General features: G+C 53.9%; 30 protein-coding genes, 1 tRNA gene and 2 pseudogenes. 31 read left to right on the top strand and 2 right to left on the bottom strand.

Features of this window, described 5'->3' with window-relative positions:
* Positions 1 to 17: 17 nt before the first annotated feature.
* The 10 genes and pseudogenes from ACYJL1_RS12995 to ACYJL1_RS12950 all read left to right on the top strand — a co-directional run bounded on the left by ACYJL1_RS12995 (position 18) and on the right by ACYJL1_RS12950 (position 6312).
* Complete coding sequence (locus ACYJL1_RS12995) at positions 18 to 2522, top strand: DNA methyltransferase (protein ID WP_460895768.1); 2505 nt, start codon at positions 18 to 20, stop codon at positions 2520 to 2522.
* Positions 2519 to 2845 (top strand): hypothetical protein, encoded by a 327-nt coding sequence (locus ACYJL1_RS12990; RefSeq protein WP_460895767.1) that lies wholly within the window; start codon positions 2519 to 2521, stop codon positions 2843 to 2845. The genes ACYJL1_RS12995 and ACYJL1_RS12990 overlap by 4 nt, the downstream gene beginning before the upstream one ends.
* Positions 2815 to 2982, top strand: a pseudogene (locus tag ACYJL1_RS12985) (helix-turn-helix domain-containing protein); the annotation flags it as partial. The gene ACYJL1_RS12990 and the pseudogene ACYJL1_RS12985, both read left to right, overlap by 31 nt.
* A gap of 207 nt (positions 2983 to 3189) precedes the next feature.
* Positions 3190 to 3702 (top strand): hypothetical protein, encoded by a 513-nt coding sequence (locus tag ACYJL1_RS12980; protein WP_460898100.1) that lies wholly within the window; start codon positions 3190 to 3192, stop codon positions 3700 to 3702.
* 10 nt (positions 3703 to 3712) lie between these two features.
* Positions 3713 to 4210 carry a helix-turn-helix domain-containing protein gene (locus ACYJL1_RS12975; protein WP_460895766.1) on the top strand — a complete coding sequence of 166 codons (498 nt, stop codon included), beginning with the start codon at positions 3713 to 3715 and terminating at the stop codon, positions 4208 to 4210.
* 36 nt (positions 4211 to 4246) lie between these two features.
* Positions 4247 to 4828, top strand: coding sequence for a transcription termination/antitermination protein NusG (gene nusG / locus ACYJL1_RS12970; RefSeq protein WP_460895765.1), 582 nt, complete (start codon positions 4247 to 4249; stop codon positions 4826 to 4828).
* Between the two features lie 12 nt (positions 4829 to 4840).
* Complete coding sequence (locus ACYJL1_RS12965; protein ID WP_460895764.1) at positions 4841 to 5011, top strand: hypothetical protein; 171 nt, start codon at positions 4841 to 4843, stop codon at positions 5009 to 5011.
* A gap of 178 nt (positions 5012 to 5189) precedes the next feature.
* A tRNA-Met gene (locus tag ACYJL1_RS12960) sits at positions 5190 to 5265 on the top strand.
* 62 nt (positions 5266 to 5327) lie between these two features.
* Positions 5328 to 5738, top strand: a complete 411-nt coding sequence (locus ACYJL1_RS12955) for a hypothetical protein (RefSeq protein ID WP_460895763.1) — start codon at positions 5328 to 5330, stop codon at positions 5736 to 5738.
* A 370-nt stretch (positions 5739 to 6108) separates the two neighbouring features.
* On the top strand, positions 6109 to 6312 hold the full coding sequence (locus ACYJL1_RS12950; RefSeq protein ID WP_460895762.1) for a hypothetical protein: 204 nt from the start codon (positions 6109 to 6111) through the stop codon (positions 6310 to 6312).
* A 21-nt stretch (positions 6313 to 6333) separates the two neighbouring features.
* On the opposite strand, the gene ACYJL1_RS12945 is transcribed toward ACYJL1_RS12950, so the two are convergent.
* Complete coding sequence (locus ACYJL1_RS12945; protein WP_460895761.1) at positions 6334 to 6582, bottom strand: hypothetical protein; 249 nt, start codon at positions 6580 to 6582, stop codon at positions 6334 to 6336.
* 23 nt (positions 6583 to 6605) lie between these two features.
* Between ACYJL1_RS12945 and ACYJL1_RS12940 the strand changes: the two genes are divergently transcribed.
* From ACYJL1_RS12940 to ACYJL1_RS12890, 11 genes are all read left to right on the top strand, one after another.
* Positions 6606 to 7010 (top strand): terminase small subunit, encoded by a 405-nt coding sequence (locus ACYJL1_RS12940; RefSeq protein WP_460895760.1) that lies wholly within the window; start codon positions 6606 to 6608, stop codon positions 7008 to 7010.
* Positions 7010 to 8431 carry a PBSX family phage terminase large subunit gene (locus ACYJL1_RS12935; protein WP_460895759.1) on the top strand — a complete coding sequence of 474 codons (1422 nt, stop codon included), beginning with the start codon at positions 7010 to 7012 and terminating at the stop codon, positions 8429 to 8431. The genes ACYJL1_RS12940 and ACYJL1_RS12935 overlap by 1 nt, the downstream gene beginning before the upstream one ends.
* A complete protein-coding gene (locus tag ACYJL1_RS12930) occupies positions 8428 to 9816 on the top strand; it encodes an anti-CBASS protein Acb1 family protein (RefSeq protein ID WP_460895758.1) in 1389 nt (462 codons plus the stop codon). The genes ACYJL1_RS12935 and ACYJL1_RS12930 overlap by 4 nt, the downstream gene beginning before the upstream one ends.
* Entirely contained in the window at positions 9813 to 10928 is a 1116-nt protein-coding gene (locus tag ACYJL1_RS12925; protein ID WP_460895757.1) for a hypothetical protein, read from the top strand. Before ACYJL1_RS12930 ends, ACYJL1_RS12925 begins: the two co-directional genes overlap by 4 nt.
* Position 10929: 1 nt before the next feature.
* Entirely contained in the window at positions 10930 to 11379 is a 450-nt protein-coding gene (locus ACYJL1_RS12920; RefSeq protein WP_460895756.1) for a hypothetical protein, read from the top strand.
* 12 nt (positions 11380 to 11391) lie between these two features.
* Complete coding sequence (locus ACYJL1_RS12915) at positions 11392 to 12450, top strand: major capsid protein (protein WP_460895755.1); 1059 nt, start codon at positions 11392 to 11394, stop codon at positions 12448 to 12450.
* Between the two features lie 59 nt (positions 12451 to 12509).
* A complete protein-coding gene (locus ACYJL1_RS12910; RefSeq protein ID WP_460895754.1) occupies positions 12510 to 12830 on the top strand; it encodes a hypothetical protein in 321 nt (106 codons plus the stop codon).
* A 54-nt stretch (positions 12831 to 12884) separates the two neighbouring features.
* Positions 12885 to 13379 carry a DnaT-like ssDNA-binding protein gene (locus ACYJL1_RS12905; protein WP_460895753.1) on the top strand — a complete coding sequence of 165 codons (495 nt, stop codon included), beginning with the start codon at positions 12885 to 12887 and terminating at the stop codon, positions 13377 to 13379.
* Positions 13379 to 13741 carry a hypothetical protein gene (locus tag ACYJL1_RS12900; protein WP_460895752.1) on the top strand — a complete coding sequence of 121 codons (363 nt, stop codon included), beginning with the start codon at positions 13379 to 13381 and terminating at the stop codon, positions 13739 to 13741. The genes ACYJL1_RS12905 and ACYJL1_RS12900 overlap by 1 nt, the downstream gene beginning before the upstream one ends.
* 181 nt (positions 13742 to 13922) lie before the next feature.
* A complete protein-coding gene (locus ACYJL1_RS12895; protein ID WP_460895751.1) occupies positions 13923 to 14969 on the top strand; it encodes a phage minor head protein in 1047 nt (348 codons plus the stop codon).
* Positions 14969 to 15415, top strand: a complete 447-nt coding sequence (locus ACYJL1_RS12890; protein WP_460895750.1) for an HK97 gp10 family phage protein — start codon at positions 14969 to 14971, stop codon at positions 15413 to 15415. Before ACYJL1_RS12895 ends, ACYJL1_RS12890 begins: the two co-directional genes overlap by 1 nt.
* Here ACYJL1_RS12890 and ACYJL1_RS12885 read toward each other — a convergent pair.
* Positions 15393 to 15602 carry a hypothetical protein gene (locus tag ACYJL1_RS12885; protein ID WP_460895749.1) on the bottom strand — a complete coding sequence of 70 codons (210 nt, stop codon included), beginning with the start codon at positions 15600 to 15602 and terminating at the stop codon, positions 15393 to 15395. The genes ACYJL1_RS12890 and ACYJL1_RS12885 overlap by 23 nt on opposite strands.
* Positions 15603 to 15621: 19 nt before the next feature.
* Here ACYJL1_RS12885 and ACYJL1_RS12880 point away from each other — a divergent pair, with 19 nt between their 5' ends.
* The 10 genes and pseudogenes from ACYJL1_RS12880 (at position 15622) to ACYJL1_RS12835 (ending at position 24475) form a co-directional block, all read left to right on the top strand.
* Positions 15622 to 16068 carry a phage tail terminator-like protein gene (locus tag ACYJL1_RS12880; RefSeq protein WP_460895748.1) on the top strand — a complete coding sequence of 149 codons (447 nt, stop codon included), beginning with the start codon at positions 15622 to 15624 and terminating at the stop codon, positions 16066 to 16068.
* 61 nt (positions 16069 to 16129) lie between these two features.
* Complete coding sequence (locus tag ACYJL1_RS12875) at positions 16130 to 16618, top strand: phage tail tube protein (protein WP_460895747.1); 489 nt, start codon at positions 16130 to 16132, stop codon at positions 16616 to 16618.
* 50 nt (positions 16619 to 16668) lie between these two features.
* Entirely contained in the window at positions 16669 to 17085 is a 417-nt protein-coding gene (locus ACYJL1_RS12870) for a hypothetical protein (protein ID WP_460895746.1), read from the top strand.
* A pseudogene (locus ACYJL1_RS12865) lies at positions 17082 to 17261 on the top strand (phage tail assembly chaperone); the annotation flags it as partial. The gene ACYJL1_RS12870 and the pseudogene ACYJL1_RS12865, both read left to right, overlap by 4 nt.
* Before the next feature lie 9 nt (positions 17262 to 17270).
* Positions 17271 to 17453, top strand: a complete 183-nt coding sequence (locus ACYJL1_RS12860; protein WP_460895745.1) for a hypothetical protein — start codon at positions 17271 to 17273, stop codon at positions 17451 to 17453.
* Positions 17454 to 17455: 2 nt separating this feature from the next.
* Complete coding sequence (locus ACYJL1_RS12855) at positions 17456 to 19657, top strand: phage tail length tape measure family protein (protein ID WP_460895744.1); 2202 nt, start codon at positions 17456 to 17458, stop codon at positions 19655 to 19657.
* A 3-nt stretch (positions 19658 to 19660) separates the two neighbouring features.
* Positions 19661 to 20317, top strand: coding sequence for a hypothetical protein (locus ACYJL1_RS12850; protein WP_460895743.1), 657 nt, complete (start codon positions 19661 to 19663; stop codon positions 20315 to 20317).
* Positions 20318 to 20326: 9 nt separating this feature from the next.
* Complete coding sequence (locus tag ACYJL1_RS12845; RefSeq protein WP_460895742.1) at positions 20327 to 20983, top strand: hypothetical protein; 657 nt, start codon at positions 20327 to 20329, stop codon at positions 20981 to 20983.
* The gene (locus ACYJL1_RS12840) at positions 20980 to 21399 is read left to right on the top strand and encodes a DUF6950 family protein (RefSeq protein ID WP_460895741.1); all 420 of its coding nucleotides are present in this window, start codon (positions 20980 to 20982) and stop codon (positions 21397 to 21399) included. The genes ACYJL1_RS12845 and ACYJL1_RS12840 overlap by 4 nt, the downstream gene beginning before the upstream one ends.
* 1 nt (position 21400) lies before the next feature.
* Positions 21401 to 24475: a phage tail protein gene (locus tag ACYJL1_RS12835; protein WP_460895740.1), complete on the top strand. Its 3075-nt coding sequence runs from the start codon at positions 21401 to 21403 to the stop codon at positions 24473 to 24475.
* The last annotated feature ends 31 nt before the right edge of the window (positions 24476 to 24506 follow it).

Below are 24506 nucleotides of genomic sequence, written 5' to 3'. Positions count from 1 at the left end.
TTCGGGGAGGGGTTCTGATGGGATACGTAGATTTCCTCAAGAACAAGGTTCGCCTCGCTCCTGTGTCTGGTTTCGAGATATCAGATGATGAGGTCAATCCAATCCTCAAACCGCATCAGGCCGCTATTGTCAAATGGGCGGTACGTGGTGGCAAGCGAGCAATCTTCGCCGCTTTTGGCCTTGGCAAGTCTGTTATCCAGATTGAAGTTCTCCGTATTGTGTCGGAGAAGGCCAAGGGCAGGGGATTGATTGTTCTCCCGCTTGGTGTTCGACAAGAGTTCCGTCGTGACGGCCGTATGCTTGGCGTCGAGATAAAGTTCATTCGCAGCATCGCAGAAGCGGGCGAAACCGGCCTCTACATGACCAACTATGAGACCGTCAGGGATGGTAAGATCGATCCAAACGATTTTACGGCTGTCACCTTGGATGAGGCTTCCGTGCTTCGTTCCTATGGCTCAAAGACCTACCAAACATTTCTCACGCTGTTTGACGGTGTGCGGTACCGCTTCGTTGCGACCGCAACGCCCAGCCCGAACCGTTATAAAGAGCTGATCCACTACGCCGGTTTCCTCGGCATCATGGACACCGGCCAAGCGCTGACCCGGTTCTTTCAGCGCGACAGCACTCAAGCAAACAATCTGACCCTTTATCCGCACAAGGAAAAGGAATTCTGGCTGTGGCTCAACTCGTGGGCCATCTTCCTGCAAAAGCCGTCAGACCTTGGCTTTTCGGATGAAGGCTACAGTCTGCCGCCATTCAAGGTCATCTATCATGAAGTTCAGTCCGATATTGCCGATGGCGGTACCGACCGTGACGGCCAGACTGCCTTATTCAAGGATACTGCGATAGGTGTTGTCTCCGCTTCGAAAGAGAAGAGGGATACGCTCGAGGCTCGCATTTCCAAGATGCAAGATATCCTTGCAGGTTCGCCGGCGGATCATTTCATCATCTGGCATGACCTCGAGGACGAAAGGCGCGCTATCGAAAAGGCGGTGCCAGGATCCGTGTCGATCTACGGAACGCAGGATCTCGACAAGCGCGAGCAATCCATTGTCGATTTCAGTGATGGCAAGTTCCAGCATCTTGCGGCAAAACCGGTCATTGCAGGATCCGGGTGTAACTTCCAGCGTCATTGCCACAAGGCAATCTTCCTAGGCATCGGCTTCAAATTCAACGACTTCATTCAGGCGCTGCACCGAATTTACCGGTTCCTGCAAACTGAACAGGTCGAAATTCACATCATCTATGCCGAGAGCGAGCGCGAAGTGCTGCGGACTCTGCAGGGCAAGTGGGAGGCGCATAATCGCATGGTCGAGAACATGAGCGAAATCATCCGTGAGCACGGTCTGGACAAGCTTTCTGCCGCTGATGTTCTGACACGTTCAATCGGTGTTGAAAGGATCGAAGCAAAGGGCGAGGGCTGGCTTGTTGCGAATAATGATTGTGTGGCAGAGGCCCAATCTATGGCTGATAATTCCGTTGACCTCATCGTCACGTCAATTCCTTTCTCCAATCACTACGAATACACGCCGAGCTATAATGACTTCGGCCATACTGACAGCGATGCTCATTTCTTCGAGCAGATGGATTTTCTCACGCCGGAACTTCTTCGGATCCTGAAGCCCGGCCGTCTTTACGCCTGCCATACCAAAGACCGGATCATGTTCGGCAACGTGACCGGCATGGGTATGCCGACAGTCAATCCGTTCCACGCCAAGACGATGTTCCACACCATGTCCCACGGCTTCGCCTACATGGGCATGATCACGATCAACACTGACGTGGTGCGTGAGAACAATCAGACCTATCGACTTGGCTGGACTGAGAACTGCAAGGACGGTACCAAGATGGGCGTCGGCTCGCCTGAGTACGTTCTGCTGTTCCGCAAGCTGCCTTCTGACACATCCAAGGCTTATGCCGATGAACGCGTGGCAAAAGACAAGGAAGATTACACCCGCGCTCGCTGGCAGGTTGACGCACATGCGTTCTGGCGCTCATCCGGTGATCGTCTTCTTACGCCTGACGAGCTCGCATCCATGGGGCCTGATCTTCTCGCAAAGGCCTTTACGGAATGGACGCTTAAGAACGTCTACGATTATGAAACCCATATCCGTATTGGCGAAGCACTAGAGGCTCGCGGTGCACTGCCATCCTCTTTCATGAGCCTTGCGCCCGGCGCGCACGATGAATTCACCTGGCACGATGTAAACCGCATGCGGACGCTTAATGGCGATCAGACCAAAAAGGGCCTTGAGAACCATATCTGCCCGTTGCAGTTCGATATCGTTGACCGGCTGATCAAGCGGTTCTCGAATGAGGGCGATCTGGTATTCGATCCGTTCGGCGGCTTGTTTACCGTTCCTTATCGTGCACTCAAAATGAAGCGCCGCGGTCGCGCATCAGAACTCAATCCCGGCTATTTCCTCGACGGCATCAAATACCTTCAGGCTATGGAGCGCGAAGTCTCCACACCTACAATGTTTGATATATTCGAAAGCAATCACTTGGAGGCCGCCGAGTGAAAGAGAGTGACATCCATAAGGCTGTCATAGACCATTGGCGCGCTGTCGGATTACCGGGAACGCTCGTGGCAACGCTCCCAAACATGGGCGCCATGGGACAGCACGGCCTCACCAAGGGCCTGCCGGACCTTATGGTTATAGCTCCCGGCCTTCCAATCGGGTTTATCGAATTGAAGGCTGACAGAGGAAATGTGACTGGCGCGCAGCGCGATTTTCAATTGCTCTGTCTGCAGCGCGGAATTCCAATCGCAATCACCTTCGGCAGAGATCAGCCAATTCATGTTCTTGAGCATTGGAACGTGGTCCGGAGGGCTGCATCTTGAGCCACCACGCGACAAATTGGGCAATCCGCCAGCGTGGACTAAAGCCAGCGACGAAACTCGTCCTATGGCAACTCTGCGACCGGCATAACCCCGATCAAGGTTGCTTCCCTTCACAGGATAAGCTTGCCCATGATTGCGAGATGTCTAGATCGTCGCTTAATGAGCATTTGAAATCTCTTGAAGAGAAGGGGCTGATCCGTCGGGAGCAGCGCATCAATGAGACTACCCGGCGACAGCAATCAACGAGCTATGTCTTCGCATTTGAGGATGGTTTCTTTTGTGCGTCAAAAGATGAGCCAACACCACATCTAGATGTTCCGTGTCCGGATTCTGGACACGGAGCCGTGTCCGAAAAACAGCCTGAGCCGTGTCCGGAAAATGACGAAAGCCGTGTCCAGAATCCGGACACTAATCTTGTAAGGGAACCAGTAAGAGAACCATCCGGAGCGCGTGAACGCGCTGGAGGGTCGGCTTTCTCAAAATTGTGGAATGAATGGAATGATGCTTATCGACCAGAGAAGCGGGAAGCGGCAGAAGCAGCTTTTCTAAAGCTTATAGCATCCGATCAGATCGCAGCGGTTGAGCATGCTGGAGAATATCAGCGGATCCAAGTCCTTCGCTCGAAGCCATCCTTGATGTTCCCATATCTTCGCAATCGTCTGTTCGTTGATCTGATCAATGCGCCTGAGACCGACAAGGATGGCGAATTCATCATCACCCCTGATCGTCCAGAATGGTCTGAATGGCTTGGCGAAATGCGCCGGCGTCATGGCGAGGCGATAGTGCAGGGCATCGTTCGGCAGAAGAAAATCATCGTAAAAACCCGCTGGCCCGTTCGCCAGTCGCAAGCAGCGTAGGAGTAAGTAAATGTTCGATGCGAGTTCAGTAAGAATACCAGATCCACGCTATCGGGGGATGAATCCGGAGTTTGTCAAAGCTGTCTGGGCGAAGCGGCGCGCAGCGTTGCCACGCCAGAAGCCCGGGCCTAAGCCCATGACAGAACGGAAGATTGAGCAACCCAAACTGGTTCAATCAATTCAACAGCCCTTGATCAGCACGGAAGTGATCGTCGCAAACTTTCGCGTCATCGTGCCAGGCGAATCTTCAATTTCAAAGCTCAAGGGCAAAGACATCATCAAGCGGGTCTGCTGGGAGTATGAGATGGATGTAGCCTCGGTGCTTGGGACTTCAAGAAACAAGAAGGTCGTAAAGGTCAGGCAATTGGCAATGGTAGCAGTCCGGCGGCTGCGCCCCGATCTGCACCTCACGGACATTGGACGGCTCTTCAACCGCGACCACACAACGGTTCTCCATTCCCTAAAAAAGCATGGCGTCTGGCACGGCGACACACAACAAGCAGCTTAAACGGGGAAGCGGCGCCCCTTACGGACAGGACAGGACATGAAACCCGGCATAGACAAAGACAAGCACTGGTATGTCGTAAGGACTACCGTGAAGGGAGAAGAGAAGGCTTTCGAGAACATCCGTAAGGCTGGGTACGATAACTATCTTCCCAGACAGCGCATTGAGGTGCAGAACCACAAGACTCACACCTATGCTGTTCGGGAAAGCCCGTTGATGCCTCGCTATCTGTTTGTTGGCTTTGCGAGGAAGGATATGAACTTCTACCGCGTTACTGGCTGTGATGGCGTTGAGGCCATCCTTGGAATAGACGGCTGCCCGATTCCGGTATCAGCAAAGGATGTAGAATCCATATTCCTCGCTGAGATTGATCTTCAGTTTGATGATACCCGAGAAGCACGGATCCACCGTAAGGAAGAACTGGAATCGGCAAAAGACAACACCAAGCGGGAGTTTCCTGCCGGCCGCAATGTCTTTGTCACAGATAAGGGAAATCCATTTGCTACATTCGGTGGCGTGGTTGAGGAAGTCACCAAATCCGGCAAGGTCGTTGCGCTTATCGAGCTGTTCGGGCGCATGACGGCGGTTCAGTTTGATGGTAAACAACTGACGCCAGTCTAAGTCGAGGTTGCTATGAAAGCCCCCCGAGAGCTTGCCGCCCGCGCACTATGTCGCAAACACGGCTTGCCGGAAAACACCAAGTTCGAAGGCAAACCCATGTGGCAGTCATACCTTGAAGAGGTTGAGATTGTTCTCGCTGCCGTTAAATTTGATGAGCTCGTTGCAAAAGCAAAGCTGCAATAGGCAATTATCCCCAGATCAAGAGAAAATATCCCTTCCACATAGGAAGCAAATCAGATATACGCGCATACAGGTGATTTGCGGCTGACTGGCGGACCTTTGGACAGGGAATACTCGCCGAGTGCATGGGAAGAGCTTCACGGCTTCCCACCATGGAAACCTATTCACCAAATTTCAGTTTCGCAGGATGGCGCAGTTCGGTAGCGCGCTTGGCTCATAAGCAAGAGGCGTCGGTGCAAATCCGGCTCCTGCAACCATCCTCCGCACATTGGTGCGCTTGCTGCAGTCTTCCGACTGTCGTTTCCATATGAGGCTAGTCATGGATCTCGATCTTGCTCGCGGGATGATGGTCTATGCCGCCGATCTACTTAACTACCGCCGCCCAGATGATTTGCCTGAGATACGGATTGAGCCCGAGCTCGATTGCCTGGGCCAAATCAGATGGCCACTCCTTCAGCAACCAGTCATAGCGCTGCGCCACTGGAGAGAGGGCAGCCTGAAAGACCGGGGCGTACTCGTTCATGAGCTGGCCCACTGGATTCAGCACTGCAATGGTGTCGAGATGAAGGGCAACAACTTCTACCAGTTCGATCAGACTGAGGTTGAAGCAATCACGGCGCAATGCCGGTGGCTTCAGTCGAAGGGTGAAAACCCGAAAGACCACTTGTCCGAAGCTTCTATCTACAAGATGACCGGCGACGCGGATTTTTCGCGGCTTGGATGGCTGTAATGCGATGCACCCACTTCGTCGGGTTCAAGGGCGACGAATATCACTCAGCGGTAAAGGCGTTCGGTCCACCGCATTTCATACATCGAGGTTGGGACTTGCGCGCACGGCGGGAGATTGCCGACGGCGACATGATCGTGTTCGCGACTGGCAGCGCAGACCAAGAGCCTCGGCGAAAGAGCTTTAACGACATAACGGAGTAGCATCATGAGCGTATTCGGAACATTGCTGCCGACAAATTCGTTGTCATCAATCCATTGGATAAGATGCGCGTTCGCACTCTAAAGGAAATATCGCGGGTGCTTGGTTCAGTTGATATCTCGGACGCGCACATCAACAACCTGATTGTCGGCACAGTCATCGGTGTAAAAAAATGAGATGGACCAAAGGTGAGCCAGAGCCAGAAACACCTGACACCATAGTCGTGGTGCACAAAAATCATGGCCCGATGCTTGCAACCTGGCAGCCCCATCGTAGCGCTTTCATCGGGGTAAAGCCAACAGGGGACACCTACGGCCCGTTCTTCCAAACCAATCTGGAAGCAGGCTCAATCCTCAAGTGGATGAAGATCGGTTGAGACAATGGAATGTGGACGTATTCAAAGTCTGTATGCGCGCATTTCACTAGCCGCCAACTGTACGAGTTTGGCAGCTATTATCTTTTCTCCAAGTGATCCCAATAGTTTTGCCGCTTCATAGACTTCGCTCCGCCTCCTGCCTATTGGCGGTGTGTGCATTTCATCAGCTATTAGTCCCAGCTTGTCAGCAATGCTTGAATAGCGGGAGTTTTCTTCTCGCAGCAGCACACCCCAATGCCGCAGTTTTCGCTCTGCTTCAAATCTATCCATATGTGTCCTAGCCAAGGTTTGTCATGCCAGTACTGAAAAACGCACGGCACGAGAAGTTCGCTCAATGCTTGGCAAAGGGCAAGAGCGCCACGGATGCATATGCAGAAGCTGGTTACAAAGGCGGACGCAAAGCAGCATCCAATTTATGGACAAATGTGGACATCGTTGCTCGTGTTAAGGAACTACAATCCGCAGGAGCAGAACGCACTCTTGTCTCGATAGAGAGCCTTACGGATGAGCTTGAAGAAGCCCGACGCTTGGCCATGGCTGATGAGAAGGGCGCAAGCGCTGCTGTTGCTGCCGTAATGGGCAAGGCAAAGCTGCACGGCCTGCTGATCGAGAAGAACGAACACACCGGCAAGAATGGCGGACCTATCCAGACCGAGACACGCTCGTGGCGTGATGTTCTGCGCGAAGAGAGTAAATAGTGAATGCGCATGTTTCCCTCACAAATCCTGCGCTGTTTGATTTCTGGGAGCAGGTTTTCCTAGGGCAGGCCGATATCGCCGTTTTGCACGGTGGCCGGTCAAGCTCAAAGACAAGAGACACAGCATGCCAGTTGGTCAGGCTTGTTGATCATGTAGCAGTCAAGATGCGCGTATTGTGCATCAGACGGTTTCAGAACCGAATTCAGGAATCGGTCTACACCGAGCTGAAATGGGCGATCAGTCATCTGGGGCTATCTGAAGCCTTTGATGTCCAGAAGACAACGATCATCCACAAGGCTTCAGGCTCAGAGTTCATTTTCTACGGGATCGAGCGAAACCTTGATGAGATCAAAGGTACGTCCGATATCGACATCCTTTGGGTGGAAGAAGCAGAAAAGCTCACCAAAGATCAGTGGGAAGTTATAGCGCCGACGATCCGCAAGGAAGACAGTCTGGCGATCCTGCTGTTCAACCCGAAATTAGTCACCGATTATGTGTGGAAGAACTTCGTAGTCAACGTGCCACCACACTGTGTCGTCCGGCGCATCAATTACACGGAGAACCCATTCCTATCGCAAAAGGCACTGCGCGACATTGCAGTAATGAGGGAGCAGGATCCGGAAACGTTCGAACACATCTATGGTGGCGTTCCTCTCGGCGATAGTGAACTCTCCATATTCAAGCGCCGTTGGCTCGATGCCTGTGTCGACGCTCACCTCGTTCTGCAAATCAATCTTACAGGCCGGAATGTCATAGGGTTCGATCCTGCCGATGACGGCGAGGACAACTGCGCCACTGCCGATAAGATTGCAGGCATCTTTACAGATGCAAATGATTGGGTGTCTGGCAAGGATGAGCTGGTTCAGAATGCCAAGCTGGTCTGGGCAAAGGCTAAAAACAGCGGTGCGCTCGTTTCCTACGATACTATCGGTGTTGGCGCCTTTGTTGGTGGCTACATTGATGAGCAGAACAAGGCTAACGGGGCAAAGGTGAGGCACTACGCCTTCCATGCCGGCGGCGCCGTTATGGACCCTGACAAACCTAGTGATCCGAGCAACAGCAAAAGCCCGCACAACAAGGACGAGTATCTAAACCTCAAAGCGCAGTCTTGGGCAAACACATCTCGCCGCGCCATGCTCACGTTCAACGCCGTTACGCGCGGCCAATCGATCAAGCCCGAGGACATCCTATCGTTCTCTTCGCAGATGGGCCCAGAAAAGCTGGAAGCGCTGTTTACTGAGCTTTGTGTGCCTTGGTGGGTGGAGAGCGAAGGAAAGAAGCGCGTTGTTCCAAAGTTAAAGCTCAAGAAGGACTTGGGCGTCAAATCTCACAACTTGGCTGACGCCGTGATTGCTGCCGACAACGTCAATGTGGCCGGTGTGGCTGTCGCCATGTTCCTGAAGAAGAAGCACCGCTCATGAACGCACTAGCAAGAGTTACCAATGCGCTCACTCGGCGCATGGATACCATGTTCCCGGGCTTTTTCCCGCAGGCGAAACACAATCATTATGCCGACTTCGGTTATCCAACCGATCTTACGTTCAAACAGCTTTACGACATATACTCTCGGAATGGGATTGGCCACGCTGGCGTAGAGAAAACCATCCTTAAGACATGGCAGGAAATGCCATTTCTGCTTGAGAAGGAGCGGGACGGCAGCGAGGGCAAGCAAACCGAGGAAACCAAGCTTGAGAGTGACATCCGCCAGCGCTTTGCCGATCTTCGGTTCTGGCAAAAATTGTCTGAAGCTGATCGCCGGTCACTCGTTGGGGGCTATTCCGGTGTCATCCTGCGCCTTGCCGACAGCAAGAAGTTTCAGGAGCCAGTAGACACGGTTCCCGGCGGCACGCTTGGTCTAGTCGAGCTCATCCCCGCGTGGAAAGCCCAATTGACTGTCTCGCAGTGGGACACGGACGAAACATCTGAGACCTATGGTCAGCCGCTCATGTTTCAGTTCAATGAGGCCAATGTAGCAACCGGCCAACAGAACAACAGGCAATTTCAGGTTCATCCTGACCGTGTTGTCATTTGGTCGTCGGACGAAACAGTCAATTGCGCATCACTGCTTGAGCCTGGCTACAATGATCTAATGACGCTAGAGAAAGTCAGCGGCGCAGGCGGCGAGGGCTTTTGGAAGAACGCTAAGTCATCGCCAATTCTCTCGGTGGACAAAGACGCTCGCGTAGAGGACATGGCGCGCGTCATGGGCGTTCCAGTCGAAGAGATCGCCGACAAGATGGATGAGCAGGTAGGGGATTGGCAGAAGGGTTTCGACCGCCTGCTTATGATCCAAGGCATGACTGCCGATACCTTGGCTGTCACGCTTCCTTCGCCCGAGCATTTCTTTGCCATAGCGCTTCAGTCGTTCGCAGCATCCATCCCAATTCCGATGAAAATCCTTGTCGGATCGCAGTCGGGTGAGCGCGCAAGCACAGAAGATGCAGAGGAATGGGCAGAGACCAATATGTCTCGCCGTAAGAACGTGGTCATTCCAAACACCATGTCGGTCATCAACCGACTGGAGCGATTCAATATCCTGCCGGAGAAAGACTGGTTTCTTCAGTGGAAGAGCCTGCTGGATCCGGGTCCGAATGAAGTTCTCGATCGAGCCGACAAAATGGCCGACGTCAATGTGAAGATGAAAGACACTGGCGAGTTCGTGTTCACGCCAGAGGAAATCCGCGCCGAAACCGGACGTGAACCCCTTTCAGATGCTGAGAAGTATCGGGATACGGACACAGACGACGACAAGGAAGGCGCACAGACGCCACCTGCCAAAACCCCTGCAAAGGAAGAAACCCAATGAAGCACGTCCGCGTGAATATACGCTCGACAGCCAATACCAAGGCTGTCCGCAATGAAAAGCGCAACGGGCGCGATGTGATCATCGTTCCAAGTGCAACGCTGCCAGACAACATCGTCATGAACGAGATCATGTATCCGGCAGATGAGATCGCGAAGAGCTTCGTTGGCCTCAACCGTACGCCTGCGCCGCTCGGCCATCCGACGATCAACGGCAAGTTCGTCTCTGCCAGTGACCCGGAAGGCATCAACATCGGCTGGATCGGCGCTTGGAACGAAAATCTGCGCCGTGAGAATGGCCGTGTCTTTCTCGACAAGGTGATTGACGTTGCTCGCGCCAATGAATCCGAAGGCGGCAAGGCTGTTCTGTCAGCCATCGAGAAGGGCGAGGCCATCCATACCTCAACTGGCCTCTACTGCATGATGGAAGATGCCAATGGTGACGTTCCATACAAACAGATCGCTCGCGACATCGTGTTCGACCATGACGCCATTCTGCTTAATGCAGAAGGCGCTGCCACTCCTGAACAAGGCGTCGGCATGCTGGTCAATGCGAAAGGCGAGACTGAAGAAATCGAAGTCATCAATTCCGCGATAGACGAAGCGGATCGTGACTTGGATTGGGCACTGGATTCAGTGGCCCGAGCTCTGGAGAAGCGCCAGCGCGCGCCGGTCCTTGAGCGAATGAAAACCGCAATAATCGATGCATTAGGCCTCGAGCGGGAACCCTCTGCAAATCGAAAGGAAGCAGACATGACTGTATCGAAAGAGCAGTTCGATGCGCTTTCCGCGAAGGTGAATACCCTCTCGGAAGGCCTCGACAAGATCGGTGAAACGATCGCCAACGCTGTTACAGAGGCAGTAAAGCCCCTGACAGACAATCTCACTGAATTGCAGAACAGCCAGAAAGCCAAGGATGAAACCGAATTGGCTGGGCTGGTTGCCGAAATCGTCAAGGCAAACATCCTTGATGAGGAAACTGCCAAGGATTTGACCCTCAACGCCGCTCGCAAGCTGGCCGAGAAGGCAAAGCCGGGCAAGGCGGCAGCGCTCAACGGTGCCTTCAAGGGCAACGGTGACAAGCCAGCATTCCAGCTTCCGGAAGGAGACAAGTAAGATGGCCCGCCATAACAAAATCTTTGCTGGCCCCTTCACTGAGGCCACACCGCAGGCTCAGGAGCGCATCTGCGCTGCTGAGATACTGCCAGGCACTGCACTGGTTGAATCCGGCGCAAACTTTGCGCAGGCCGGTGCGGACAGCAACCTCAAGATCTACATCGCTCAGGATAACTACCTGACACTCAAGGGTGTTGACGATGCTTGGGAGGCTGGCGACCGTGTGATCGGCATGGAAATGCTCGATGAGCAGTTCTTCAACGTGCGCGTGCCAACAGCAGTCAACGTCGCTCGCGGCGCTGCACTCACAACCGATACTACCGGCAAGTTCATCTTGGCGGTTACTGGCAATCGCATCATCGCTTTCGCTGAGGAAGCATACAACAACACCTCTGGATCAGATCAGCTTGTTCGCGCACGTGCGGCCAAGGGCAATCTGGCCGCCGCTTAAGGAGAACTGGCCATGCGCTATTTCGATCAACAGCTCGTTGCCAACTCCCGGCCACACGCGGCTTGGTGGGGTGAGCTCTCGGTGGAACGTGAACACTTCCATCGTACCGAAGAAATTCACGCCAATCTGATGCAGGAAATGCTCGGCAATGCCGCTGCCATCCTTCCTCGCGATGCCTGGCTTGATCTGGACGGCATCACACGCCGCGTCATGCGTAACGACGAAGGTCAGGTCTACATGGCTGATCTTATGCCGCTCGCAAAGGCCGTAAACATCGGCAAGCTTGTCCACCTTAACCGCGTGTCTTCGGATGCCGGTACTGTGGTTCGCTCGATGTCCGGTCAGGTGCCTGTTCCTCTCGATAAGGTCACCTATGCCTACCGCGGTTCTCCCGTGCCAATCTTCTCGACTGCCTACGGTCGTGAATGGCGCGAGTGGAACACGCTTCAATCTGAGAACTTCGACGCTCTGTCAGATGATCAGGAAGCACACACAGCGAAGATCCGTCGTGACATGGCGCTCTACGCTCTGGATGGCGATTCCACGATCGATGTTGGCGGCTATCAGGCATATGGCATTCGTACTTCTCCACTTTCCAAGTCCATCAATCTGGGCTCGGGTGCCGGCGGTGCGAATATTGATCTGACGACTGCTACGGCAGACGAGATCGATGCATTCTTCTCCGGCCCATTCGGAGCAATGCTCGATGCGAACCTGATCACTGGCAAGGTGAACCTCTACATCTCGCCGGAAATCGCCCGTGCATGGGACAAGGCTTATTCCGCTGCTGCTGGCTTCAAACCCGGCACCATCATGGAGTTCGTCGCCAAGAACCGCCGGATCAACAAGATTGCGGTGACCTATGAGCTGACCGGTAATGCGTTCTTCGGTTTCGTGCCGAACTCGGATTACATCCGTCCGCTTGTCGGTATGGCCGTGAACACGACTGCCAAGACCCGTCAGAACCCGACCGATAACTATCAGTTCCTCATCATGGGCGCGATGGGTATCGAAATCCGGGCTGACTACAACGGCAAGTCCGGCGTGTTCTACTCGGTCGTCGTCAACTGATCCATTGCCTCGCCTTCGGGCGGGGCTTTCCCTTTCACTCATGGCTTGGAGATAAGCACATGAAAATCAAGATCACAAAGGGCGGGATTTACGGCGCTGATGGCGAAATTGCTATCGGGTCTACTGTGACCGTCAAGGAAGAACCAACCGGCTGGGCCGGACGCTACGAAGTCATTTCAGGCGACACGAAGGATAAGGAACCTGTCGTCAATCCTAAAAAGGCTGATGACGCTCCAAAGACAGCCGAGCAGGTTCTTGAATTGCAGACTGGCAATTTCATGACCTTCAAGGCGGAAGCAAAGAAGCTGCTTGGCGAGAATACGCCTGGCACCAAGGAAGACATCATTGCTGCTCTCGAAGACCTCGCAACGCAGCCTTGATTATCTGCCCTGCTGGAAACGGCAGGGCACCTCATTTCACCGGAGAATAGAAGCATGGCTGGATATGGCACCGACGAGCTGTTCGCTACATGGTTGAGCGAGAATGGTTATTCGCTCCCAGTAGAAGCGCCCGCGCCAGCTATTCTCCGTCAGCGTGGCAGCCAGTACATTGACAGCCTTTATGGAGCGCGGTTCGTTGGTGAACCTGTCGATCCATTCGGGCAAGATCGTGCTTGGCCGCGCCGCAATGCTGTTGTTGGTGGCGTTGCCATCCCGGAAACAACCATTCCCAACGCTGTCATCTATGCCAGCTTCTATGCGGCATTTCAGGAAGCAACCAATCCGGGCAGCCTGACTGCTGTTGGTTCTTCATCTTCCAGCGTAAAGCGCAAGAAAGTCGGAGAGCTGGAGGTTGAATATCAAAGCTCATCAAGCAGCGGTTCATTCGTGGATGGCTTGACGCCGATCATGACGGTAGTCGATGGGATGCTCTCTCCATATCTCCGCTTCGTTCCCGCCCAATCAATTGGCATTTGGTCCATAGGCTGATGGCAAAGTTCGATTACATCGATGCGCAGAATACAGCGCTGGAGCTTATTGATGAATTCGGCGCTGCTGGCTCTATCGTGCGCGACATGCCCGGCGGAGGCCCTGACTGGGATCCGGGTGATCCAGTGCCAACGCCGTACTCATGCATTGCAGCGATACTTGCTATTGAATTGAAGGATGTTGACGGCTCACTCGTCAAATCGACGGATAAGACTGCCTACGTCGCTGCAAAGAGGCTCGCTATCGAGCCAACCACAACTGACCGCCTGCTGTTCAACGGCAAGAGCTACACCATCATCAAGGTTGCGCCACTCCAACCGGCTGCAACTGTTGTTTACCACAAGCTGTTTGTCCGCGCTTAATCGCCACCCAGATAGATAAACCAGATCACGCACGCGACGACCAGCAACGCGTTGGCGTAGATCAGATAAATAAACCAGTTATCGTGCATTGGATGTCTCTCAGTAGGGCAGTGGCACACAGTAACTCCTGAGAAGGGATTTGGTTGATGCTAAAACGCCTTTCAGCCTGTGAGAAGTACTAATGGCCAGCAACCGCAGTATCTTCGAGCAACTCTTGGACAAGTACGATTCCACACTTGCAGAGGCATTCTTTCAGGGTATCGACGCTATCAAGTCCCAGATCACTCTGCGCATTGTTGTCGAGCGCTTGGAACGCGGTGACATTGCCGGTGCTATCGACGCGATGCAAATCGAGCAGGAAGCATTCTCAGCTTTGGAGATTGCCTTACGCGAGGCATACAACGCTGGCGGAGTGAGCTTTGTCGAGAACCTGCCGAAGCTGAAGGATCCGGAAGGCAATCGCGTCATCTGGCGCTTTGGCGTCCGCGACTATGCCGGTGAGGCATTCTTGCGGGATCACTCGGCGCAGATGGTCACGCGGATAGTGGAAGATCAGCGGGTTGCTGTTCGGCAGGCTCTTGAGACGGGACTTTCAGAAGGCAGGAATTCACGCTCCACCGCTCTTGATGTTGTTGGACGGATCAATCGGGTTACAGGCAAGCGGGAAGGCGGCATAATTGGACTGACAAGCCCGCAGGAACGTTTCGTCGCATCGGCGCGCGCAGAGCTTCTTTCAGGCAATCCAGAGCTTCTGCGGAACTATTTGACACGACAGCGTCGCGATAAACGCTTCGACCGCACTGTGATGGCTGCAATCCGTGAGGGTAAGCCTATCTCGGCAGAGATGCTTGGTCGCATGGTTGGCCGCTATTCGGATCGGCTACTTCAGCTTCGCGGCGAAATGTTGGCTCGCACTGAAACCATGATGGCAATCGGAACTGCTCGCGAGAATGCCATGCGCCAGCAGATTGATGCAGGGAAGGTCGCCTCTCAGGACGTTCAGAAGATTTGGCGCTCTGCTGCTGACGGCCGGGTGCGCCACACACATAGAGTTCTGAATGGACAAGCAATCAGTTTCGAAGCTGCATTTCAGAGTGTTTCGGGTGCTCGCCTTCGCTTCCCCGGTGATCCGGATGCACCAATCAATGAAATCTCCGGATGCCGCTGCCATCTGGAATACAAAGTCGATTACTTCGCATCTGTCGTTCGGCAATATAGGGCTGCATAATGGCCAAGTTATCATTCAGTGCCCAGGTCGCAGCATTCGCGGAGAAGATTCCGGGCGCTTGTGAAGCAGTATTCAAGGAATCCGTGCAGGAAGTTGTTTCGGATATGCAAACGCCGATTGGTGCAGGCGGACGGATGCGGGTTGATACCGGATTTCTTCGTGCTTCCCTGATGGCTTCAACCGCCGCAATGCCTTCGATAAATTCAAGCAAGAAGCCCACCAGTGGTAGCTCTTACTCCTACGATCAAGGCGATATCGAAGCTGTGATCTTGGGTGCCGATATCACTGACACGCTCTACGTTGGATACACAGCTGCCTATGCTGCACATCGTGAGTATGGAGTGGAAGGCCAAGCGCCCGACGCTTTTGTCCGATCAGCAGCACAACGCTGGAATGCTATCGTTGAAGCGAGGGCGAAAGAGCTCAAGTCCCGGTTGGGTCTTTGATCGCTATGTTCTTGTCGCCGTTCTCATCCATGGCTTTCAGCAAGCCCATCTGAAGAAGAGCTAAAGCCCGACGGGCAGCCTTGAGACTTGTATCGCCACGAACAGTTTCACCTTCCTCCTTGCCAAGGGCGAGAAGGGCGGAATGCAATCTCTCGTAGGTCTGATCGTCGGAAAGTTTATCGGCCATTGCCGGAAGGATTAACACGATGGCAACGAGTGTTGAAGGTACAATCTTGAGTTTGCTGCTTGCAAGGCTTGCAGCGCTCGTATTGACGCCTGCATTACCGATTGCCCAGCCTGGAATACCTTTTACAGCGCCAACCGAAACTTCGGGGCCGAATATCGGAAAGCCGAAACCTTACCTACGCGCAGACTTCATCCCGAACCGCACTGACAATCTCGGTTTGGCGAACGATGCAAAGGCCAGACATCAGGGATTGCTGCAAGTGATGGTCGTCTATCCACCCGGTGTAGGCGTGGTCAAACCAACAGACATTGGTGGATCCATCGCGGCACACTTCGCCAAGGGAACGATCATGTACGGGTCTGGCGTCAAGCTGAAGGTCTACCAGAAGCCAAATGTCGGCGCTCCCATGATCGAGACCGACAAAATCTATGTGCCCGTAACAATCCTCTGGCGCAGCTTCAACTGAAACCCGGACACTCCGGTCTAACCCGCCCCGATCCGGGGTTCTCACTCCGAAAGGAAATACCATGACCATCACTACGGCAACTGGTGCCCGTTATTTTATCGGCGGGACAACAGCAATCGATTATACAACTGACGCGGGAGCCATCGCCGCATTCGAAGCCCTAACATGGGTGGAAATCAAAGAAGTCGAAGACGGCGGCGAATTCGGTGACGAATCCTCTGACGTAACCTTCCAGTCTCTTGGCGATGGCCGCGTGCGGCATCTCAAAGGTGCCCGCGATGCTGGTACAATCTCTCTCGTTGTCGGCGATGATCCACTTGATGCAGGCCAGATCGCGGCGCGTGAAGCTGAAAAGACCAAGTTCAACTACAATTTCAAGGTCGAGTACGAGGACGCACCAAGCGAACTCTATGAGAACAGCGTGGACTACTTCCGTGGTCTGGTCATGTCGGCTCGAAAGAATGTCGGGACGGGCGACAATGTACTTCGCCGGACATTCAACCTGGGCATCTCCACGAAAATCCTGACCGTCGATACGGCCCTTATCTAATCCCCTTGGCCGGTTAATCGCCGGCCGTCCATCCCCGGAGTATATTCCAAATGACATCTGATCTATCGCAATTCAGCGGTATTGCTGCGAAACTTGAAGATGGTTTCGACCTCACTATTGTTCATCCAGCAACGGGCGAACCGACGGAGATCGTGATCAAGGTCGCATCTTATCGGTCAGAGCGGGTGAAGCGCGTACAGCGCCGTCTTGCCAATGCCGCCATTCGCGAGGGGAAGAAAAACCCCAAGAAGGTCGGTACGGTTGAAGAGATCGAGGAAAAGACCAACGAGATTGTTGCAGCTTCCGTGATCTCATGGAACCTCACACAAGGCGGCAAGGCTGTCGAATGCACGCCGGAAACCGTTCTCAATGTCATTTCCAATCCCGATTACTTCTTCATCTCAGAGCAGATCGACAAAGCTGCTGACGAAGATGCAAATTTCGTGAAGCCCTCGCTGAAGAGCTGATCGCCTTCGCGAGGGCGCATTTCACCCCGCGCCGTAAGAACGATCCGGAACCCGAGACACCGGAGTACACCGATTATATCTGGGACTGGTTCGTTCAGCTTCACAATTCACGCCAGACCGGCTTTAGCGCCAACCCGATCAGCTTCCTTGAGATAGAGGCATTCTGCCGGGTGTCAGGCGCATTAATGGATCCTTGGGAACTCTCGGTAGTTCGCCGCATGGATCAGGCAGTTCTCGCGATCATCAACAAGACCGGAAAAGCTGAGGTTGTACCCAGCCAGGCAACACCCGCAGACGTGCAAGAGGCCAAGCTTCGGATCAGAGGCGCGGCGAAGGACAGGCGCGTTGTAGAGCGCAGCAAAGGTTAGACATGGCCGAACTTGCAACACTTGGAATTGAAGCCAAGGCGACGGGCGTTGACCAAGCTGCCAAAGCTATGGATCGCCTCACAGGCGCTGCTCAGCGTGTGGAAGCCGCTACCTCTTCAATTGGCCCTACATCCGCCAAGGCAGGCGCAATGGCCGCGCAGGCAGCCAATTCTCATGCGACCGCACTCAATGCAGAGGCAGCCGCAGCTACCAAGGCTGCCGGAGCGATGCGTGTCCACACCCAAGCCGCAAACCAGAATATTCGGGGTAGTGGCGCTGCTGCTGCGAACGTCGGCAATCTGGCAGCACAGTTCCAGGACATCGGCGTCTCGGCAGCAATGTCGATGAACCCACTTCAGATTGCCCTGCAACAGGGCACGCAGATCAGCGCGGTGCTTGGTCCAATGGGAGCAGCCGGGGCACTCAAGAGTCTTGGCAATGCCTTTTTGTCAGTTATCTCGCCTGTAAGCCTTGTTACAATCGGGCTCGTAGCAGCCGTCGCTGCTGGTCTGCAGGTAGTCAATTGGGCAAAGATCGGCGCGGCGGCCCTTGTTGGGCTTGCTGATAGCCTTCAGGTTATCGCGCCATATGCCATGGGCGCAGCCGCTGCACTTGCCTTGCTTTATGCCCCTGCAATCATCGGAGGGATTGTTCAGGTTATTGCATTGCTTGGCCGTATGGCGGTTGCTGCAACAATCGCTGCTGCAACCATGGCTGCCGCAAATCCGGGACTGGCCTTCATACTGGGCGTAACTGCCGCTGTTGCTGCTGCAAACCTATTCCGCGACGAACTCACACAGATATTCGGCTTCGATATCGTCAAGGCGGCAAAGGATGGTGTGAACGCCATCATCGCCACCTTTGTTGGCGCCTATCAGGGCATCAAGGCGACTTGGAAGCAGTTGCCATCTGCCATCGGCGATATCGTTTACCAGACCGTCAACGCCACGATCAAAGGCGTTGAATCCATGATCAATTCTGTCGTCAAGTTGATGAACACCTATATTGGTGGGCTCTACAACAGCATTGGCGGTCTGGCCTCGAAACTCGGTGTCGATATTGGCTCGTTTTCGGAAATCGGGCAGGTTTCGTTCGGCGGCGTGGACAATCCCTATGCCGGTGCTGCAAGCTCGGTTGATGCGGGCATCGCCGATGCGATCAAGTCGGCACAAGGCACTGACTATGTCGGGAACTTCGGTTCGGCCATTGCGAAGGGTGCATCTGCGGCTTCTGCAAAGCTGAAAGAGATGGCGAAGGATTTGCTGTCTGTCGAGGATAAGTCGAAGAAAAAGAAGGGCGCAGGCGGCAAAACCGACGAGGAAAAATACTCCGATATCGTCAAGGGTGCCGAACGCCGTATCGCCTCGCTGAAAGCAGAACAAGCCGCTGTCGGGTTGACCGAAGAGGCCGCTTCCAAGTTGCGCTTCGAACAGGATCTGCTCAACCAGGCACAGCAGAAGGGCATCATTCTCACTGCTGCGCAGAAGACAGAGTTGTCTGGCTTGGCCGGTACAATGGCATCCACAGAGGCCGCGACGAAGAAAGCGCAGGAAGCGCTCGACTTCGCAAAGGACGCGACGGGCGGCTTTCTATCCGATCTCAGGTCGGGACTGCAAAACGGCGAGGGCTTTTTCAAGTCGTTCGGCAACGCCGCTCTTAATGTTCTCGATAAGATCGTCAACAAAATTCAGGATGATCTTGTTGATGCACTGTTCAGCATCGGTGGTTCTGGCGGCGGCTACCTTAGTTCCTTGTTCGGCGGCCTCTTTGGAGGTGGCTTCAAAGTGACACCCGGCGCGGGGTTGTTTGCTTCCGGAGGATATACTGGCAACGGTGCGGCCAATCAGGCGGCAGGCATTGTCCATGGCGGTGAGTATGTCTTCTCGAAGAAAGCCACCATGCGTCTTGGTGTTGGCAATCTTGAGGCAATGCACAATCGTGCCAAGGGCTACGCTTCCGGTGGGTATGTCGCTACCACGACCAGCACTCCGGCAGCTTCTGCATCGAACAACACAGCGCCGCAAGGTATTCACGTCACCATAGGCTGGGCGCCCGGCTCAGACGGCGATTTGAAGCCTGTCATTCGTTCCGTATCCCGCGAAGTCGCCAACGACGTTTCATCTGCACACATTGATCAGTACAACCGTCAGGTTCTCCCTGCGCGCGTAAACCAGATCAATGAAGACCCACACGCAAGGGGATAATCAATGGCTTTGACTTATCCGCTTTCGTTGGCTCAGTTCGCCGACAAGCTCAACATTGCGACGGTAAGCTGGCGGTTGAAGGAACAACAGCAGATTACCGGCCTTGGGTCTGGTGAAATCCTTGCTGCTGATATGGCGCCAGCACGGGTTGAAGCTCAGGTTGATCTTAACCCGATGTATCATGAAGATGCAGCCGAAGTTCAGGCGATGATAGAGGCATTGGACGGTTCTATCGGGACATTTTACCTTCATAGCCCGCAGAAGGCTTATCCTCGGATGGATCCCAAAGGAACAATCCTTGGAGCTTCCACAGTAACCATTAACGCTATCGTTTCGAATAACAAGGAAATGCGGCTCGGTGGCTTGCCCGCCGGTTATGTCCTTTCAGGCGGTGACTTGCTGTCCTTCAATTACGGTACGTCACCGGTTCGTCGCGCGCTCCATCGCATCGTACTCCCTGTAATAACAGCGGGGACGGGAATCACGCCGATATTCGAGGTTCGCCCTTATATCCGCCCCGGCGCTTCCGATGGCCTGGTTGTGACGTTGATTAAGGCCGCTGCCAAGGTCAAAATGATCCCCGACAGCTTCAATCCCGGCACCAATGACAGCGATGGCATCACTCGCGGTATGTCGTTCCAGGTTCGTCAAACCCTTTAAGGCAATTCAATGCGTGACAATGATCCAGCTGTAACGGCTCACCTACAGAGCCGACAGGGTACGATTCCGCGTTCATTCGTCTGGATTACGGCGAAGAACCGTTCTTCCGGCGTGGCTGAAAGTCTTGGCTTCTGGAATGGCGACGACACCGTAGTTGTGACTGTTGTCAGCGGCGTGACTGGCCTGCCGGTGTCCCGTACCTATCACGGCTGGGGTGAGCTGCTCGGCATCGACGCGATTCCGCTGGTATCCGATCTCACGATCCGGACTATTCAGATTGCTCTCAGTCCTATTTCCGAAGCGGTGAGGCTGGCGTTCCGTCAGTATGATGCGCGCCTTGCTCCGGTGGAAATTCATCGCGGTTTCCTCGATCTGAATACACATAACCTAATCGCAAATCCGCGTCCTCGGTTTGTCGGCTGGGTCAATGCCTCTCCGATTGAAACGCCAGCAGCGGGCGGTGAGGGGAAGCTGAGCGCTTCAATCGTCTCTCACACCCGCGCTTTGACCAAGATCAATCCTGCCAAGCGCTCCGATGAAACCCAGAAGCAGCGCAGCAATGACCGCTTCCGCCGGTATGCCGACGTTGCCGGCCAGTGGACGTTCTTCTGGGGTGAGCACAACAAGGTTGATGGCGGCAACAAGAAGGGCTTGGGCCGTAAATGACAGAGCGATATTCATTCTGGCGCTCTGCGCTGGCAGCCTACATCGATGAGTGCATGCAGAAGCCTTTTCAGTGGGGAAGTCACGACTGCGCATTGTTTGCAGCCGGTGCTGTCGAGATCATGACCGGCTCGGATTTCGCAAAGCCGTACCGAGGCAAATACAAAACGCTCAAAGGTGGTTTAGGTCTGCTCAAGCGCAAGGGATTTGCCAATCACGCGGAGCTTGCAGCGTCAAAGCTTGAAGAAATACCCGTCTCCATGGCGGCGGTTGGTGATTTGGCAGCCGTAAGGGTGTCCACCAGTGGGTTCTATGCTCTTGGTGTCGTCAATGGCCCTCGCATCTATCTATGCCGCCCTGACAGCCTTGGACTTGGCACTGCCGATCTCTTGACCGCCGAAAGGGCTTTCAGGGTCTAGCATGAAAATCATTCGTACCCTTTGCCTCGCTGCATGGTTCATGCTGGCGGCGATGACCGCTGCCTATGCTGAGCCAATCTCAGGGCTAATCGGTCTACTCGTTACGTCAATTGGTAGCCTTGGTGCGCTTGGGCAGGCTATCCTTGGCGCTGCTCTCAGCTTTGGCTCATCGCTTCTGCAAAGGGCTCTTACCAAGAAGCAGACGCAACAGGTTCCGGGTATACAGGGGCAAATTCAGGTTGGTGGCGACAATCCTTTATCGTTCATCGTCGGAACGTATGCCACAGCCGGACAGCTTGAATATGTCAATACAGGCGGCGATTCCGGCAAAACTCCGAACGCCTATCTGACGCAGGTCATCACGGTCTCCGATATACCGGTAACTGCAATCCTCCCAACGCCTTGGATCAATGGTGAGCACTGCACGATATCGGACACACTTGATCCCGGAGGCAGGGGCAATCAAGTCGATCAATACCGCACGGCACCGGGCAGCAATAATCTTTTCATAATACGCTATCTCGGCACGCAAACCGCTGCTGATCCGTTCCTGCTGTCGCAGTTTGGTAGCGATACTCAGCGGCCTTGGACTTCGGATATGATCGGTCGCGGCCTTGCCTATGCGATCGTCACAGCTCAGATCAACCGGGAGCTATTTACTGGACCGCCACAGTGCCGCTTTGAGGTGCAGGGTATTGCGCTTTACGATCCTCGCAAGGATTCAACAGTTGGCGGTTCCGGGACGCAGCGTCGTGCTGATCCAGCTACATGGACATTCTCGGATAATCCTGCCGTTGTCATCTACAATATTCTGATCGGCAACTACTACGGTACGCAGTGGATTTACGGCTTGCAGAACTTGCCAATGACGCGCTTGCCGCTGTCAAACTGGTTCGCGGCAATGAACGAATGCGACCGGATTGTCGGCGGTGTGAGGCAGTTCCGATGCGGTGCGGAGATACGCACCAATGAACAGCCGCTAGACGTCATCAATGAACTGCTGAAGTCCTGCAATGGCCGCATGGCCGAAATCGGCGGCATCTACAAAATCCGCGTCGGGGCGCCGACATTGCCGGTTTATGCGTTCACAGATGAGACAATCTCGGTAACGGACTCCCGCAGTTTTGATCCTTTCCCCGGTCTGGAAGGCACGCATAATGGTGTGCAGTATTCTTATCCGGAGCCGGAAGCTGCTTGGGAAATGAAAGATGCACCTGTCCGGCTGCGCTCCGATCTTGAAGCTCAGGATGACGGGCGTCGGTTGATTGCAGAAGTTGACTTCAACTATGTGCCGTTCCCAATTCAGGCGCAGGTTCTTGCAAAAGCTCTGATCGAGACGAACCGGAAATTCCGCAAGCACAAGGCCACACTTCCACCAGAAGCATATGACCTTGAACCTCTCGACGTGATTTCATGGACAAGTGCCAGCGAAGGCTACAGCGCCAAGCTATTCGATATCGAAAGCATGGACGATCTGGAGAACGTCAATCAGGCAGTTGCAATTCGTGAAGTTGATCCATCCGACTATGACTGGAACCCCTCGACTGATCCTCTACCGTCCTCTGTAGGTTTCCTTGGGCCAATCCGCCCAGCCCCACAGCCAATGGTGGCTTGGTTTGCCGAACCGTCAGAAATTGAAGACAATGCTGGTAATGCTCGCCGCCCTGCAATTTTGTTGTCTTGGGATAACGAGCAGCCGGATATCATCGGCATCGAATACCAAACCCGCAACGCCACCACGTTAGTGGAAAGTGATCCGGGTCGCGTCGAATATCAGCCAGATCGAAATTCGGTTAAGATCAGCCACGGCATAATCAACGCCATGACGTATGGCGTTCGTGGTCGATATATACCCGGAACGCCACGCGAGACACTCTGGTCTGGATGGATGAACGTCACGACGTTCGATATCCGATTAGGGGCAGATGACGTCTATCTCCCCGGTATGGTGGATGACGTTCTTGCCAGTCTTAATGCAAAACTGGATTGGATTGGCCAGTCACTCCGCTTTGCATCCGACGCCCGCCAGCAGCATATGGCTCTCATTGCTGAAGCGGGGGCTCAGTCGGAGAACGACAAGAAAGAGATCAAGGCTTCGGTCGGCAACTTCTCGGCCCAGTTCAGTCAGGAAATCTCTGTCGTAGCAACGCAAACGGCGGCAGCGGTTCTCAGTATTACTGAACTCAATGCAAGGATGAACGATCCGACTACCGGCCTCTCTGCTCTTGCAAGCATCACGAATACACTTTCCACTTCCGTCAGCACCATCAATGGGCAACTTACGGCTGTCACAAACCGGGTCGATGTCAATGAAGCCCGTATCGGCAATGTCTATGCGAATGGCATTCTTCGTTTCGAGCAGATAGCTACGCAGGCTGGAGCTCTGTCATCAGCAGCCATGAGCGTTTCCGCGACAAGCGGAGGTCCGACCAGTCAGGCTGCAATTATTCTCAATGCTATTTCTGGCGGGCTCAGCGAAGCATTGGTCTACGCTGACAGGTTCGCAATTATTGGCTCGGGATCGGCCAAGAAATATCCGCTGATATTTCAGGGAAGCACGCTTTATCTGAATGACGTCCGCGCCAATAATCTTGAGGCCATTTCAAGTGTTCTCGGCAATGTCGATATAAGCAATGCCATAATCGGCAATCTTATCGTTGGCACATCCAATCTGGGCTTTCGTGCTGTTACTGCGAACGTAGATTATAGTTTCCCGCAGCAAACAGGCACCCAAACGACTTGGACAGTTGGTGCAACGGCAACTACTCAGAATCCAGAACAAACGCCGGTTTTCTGTGAATACGGGCTGTTTACAAACGTCAAGAGCACACAGGGCTTTATCAATTTTGCTGAGGCGAGATGGCGTCACGTTCAAAGCGGCGATATTCTCAAGTCGGTGTCGAACACTATCGACTACGCTGGCGGACAGATAACAAACAATACGGGTTTCTTTCTGCATACCACCCCAGCGCTGGGCACTAACACATACGTTCTGGAATACCGGAACCAGACCCAAGGGGCGGGAAACTTTGCTCTGGTGAGCGCCTACGTCAAATCCGTCTGGTGGAAGAAATAGCCAGTTAATCCACAACACACCACCAACCACC

Source organism: Phyllobacterium sp. K27, from assembly GCF_054796155.1.
Note: the sequence above shows the minus strand (reverse complement) of the source record. Positions and strands in the feature narration are given on the sequence as shown.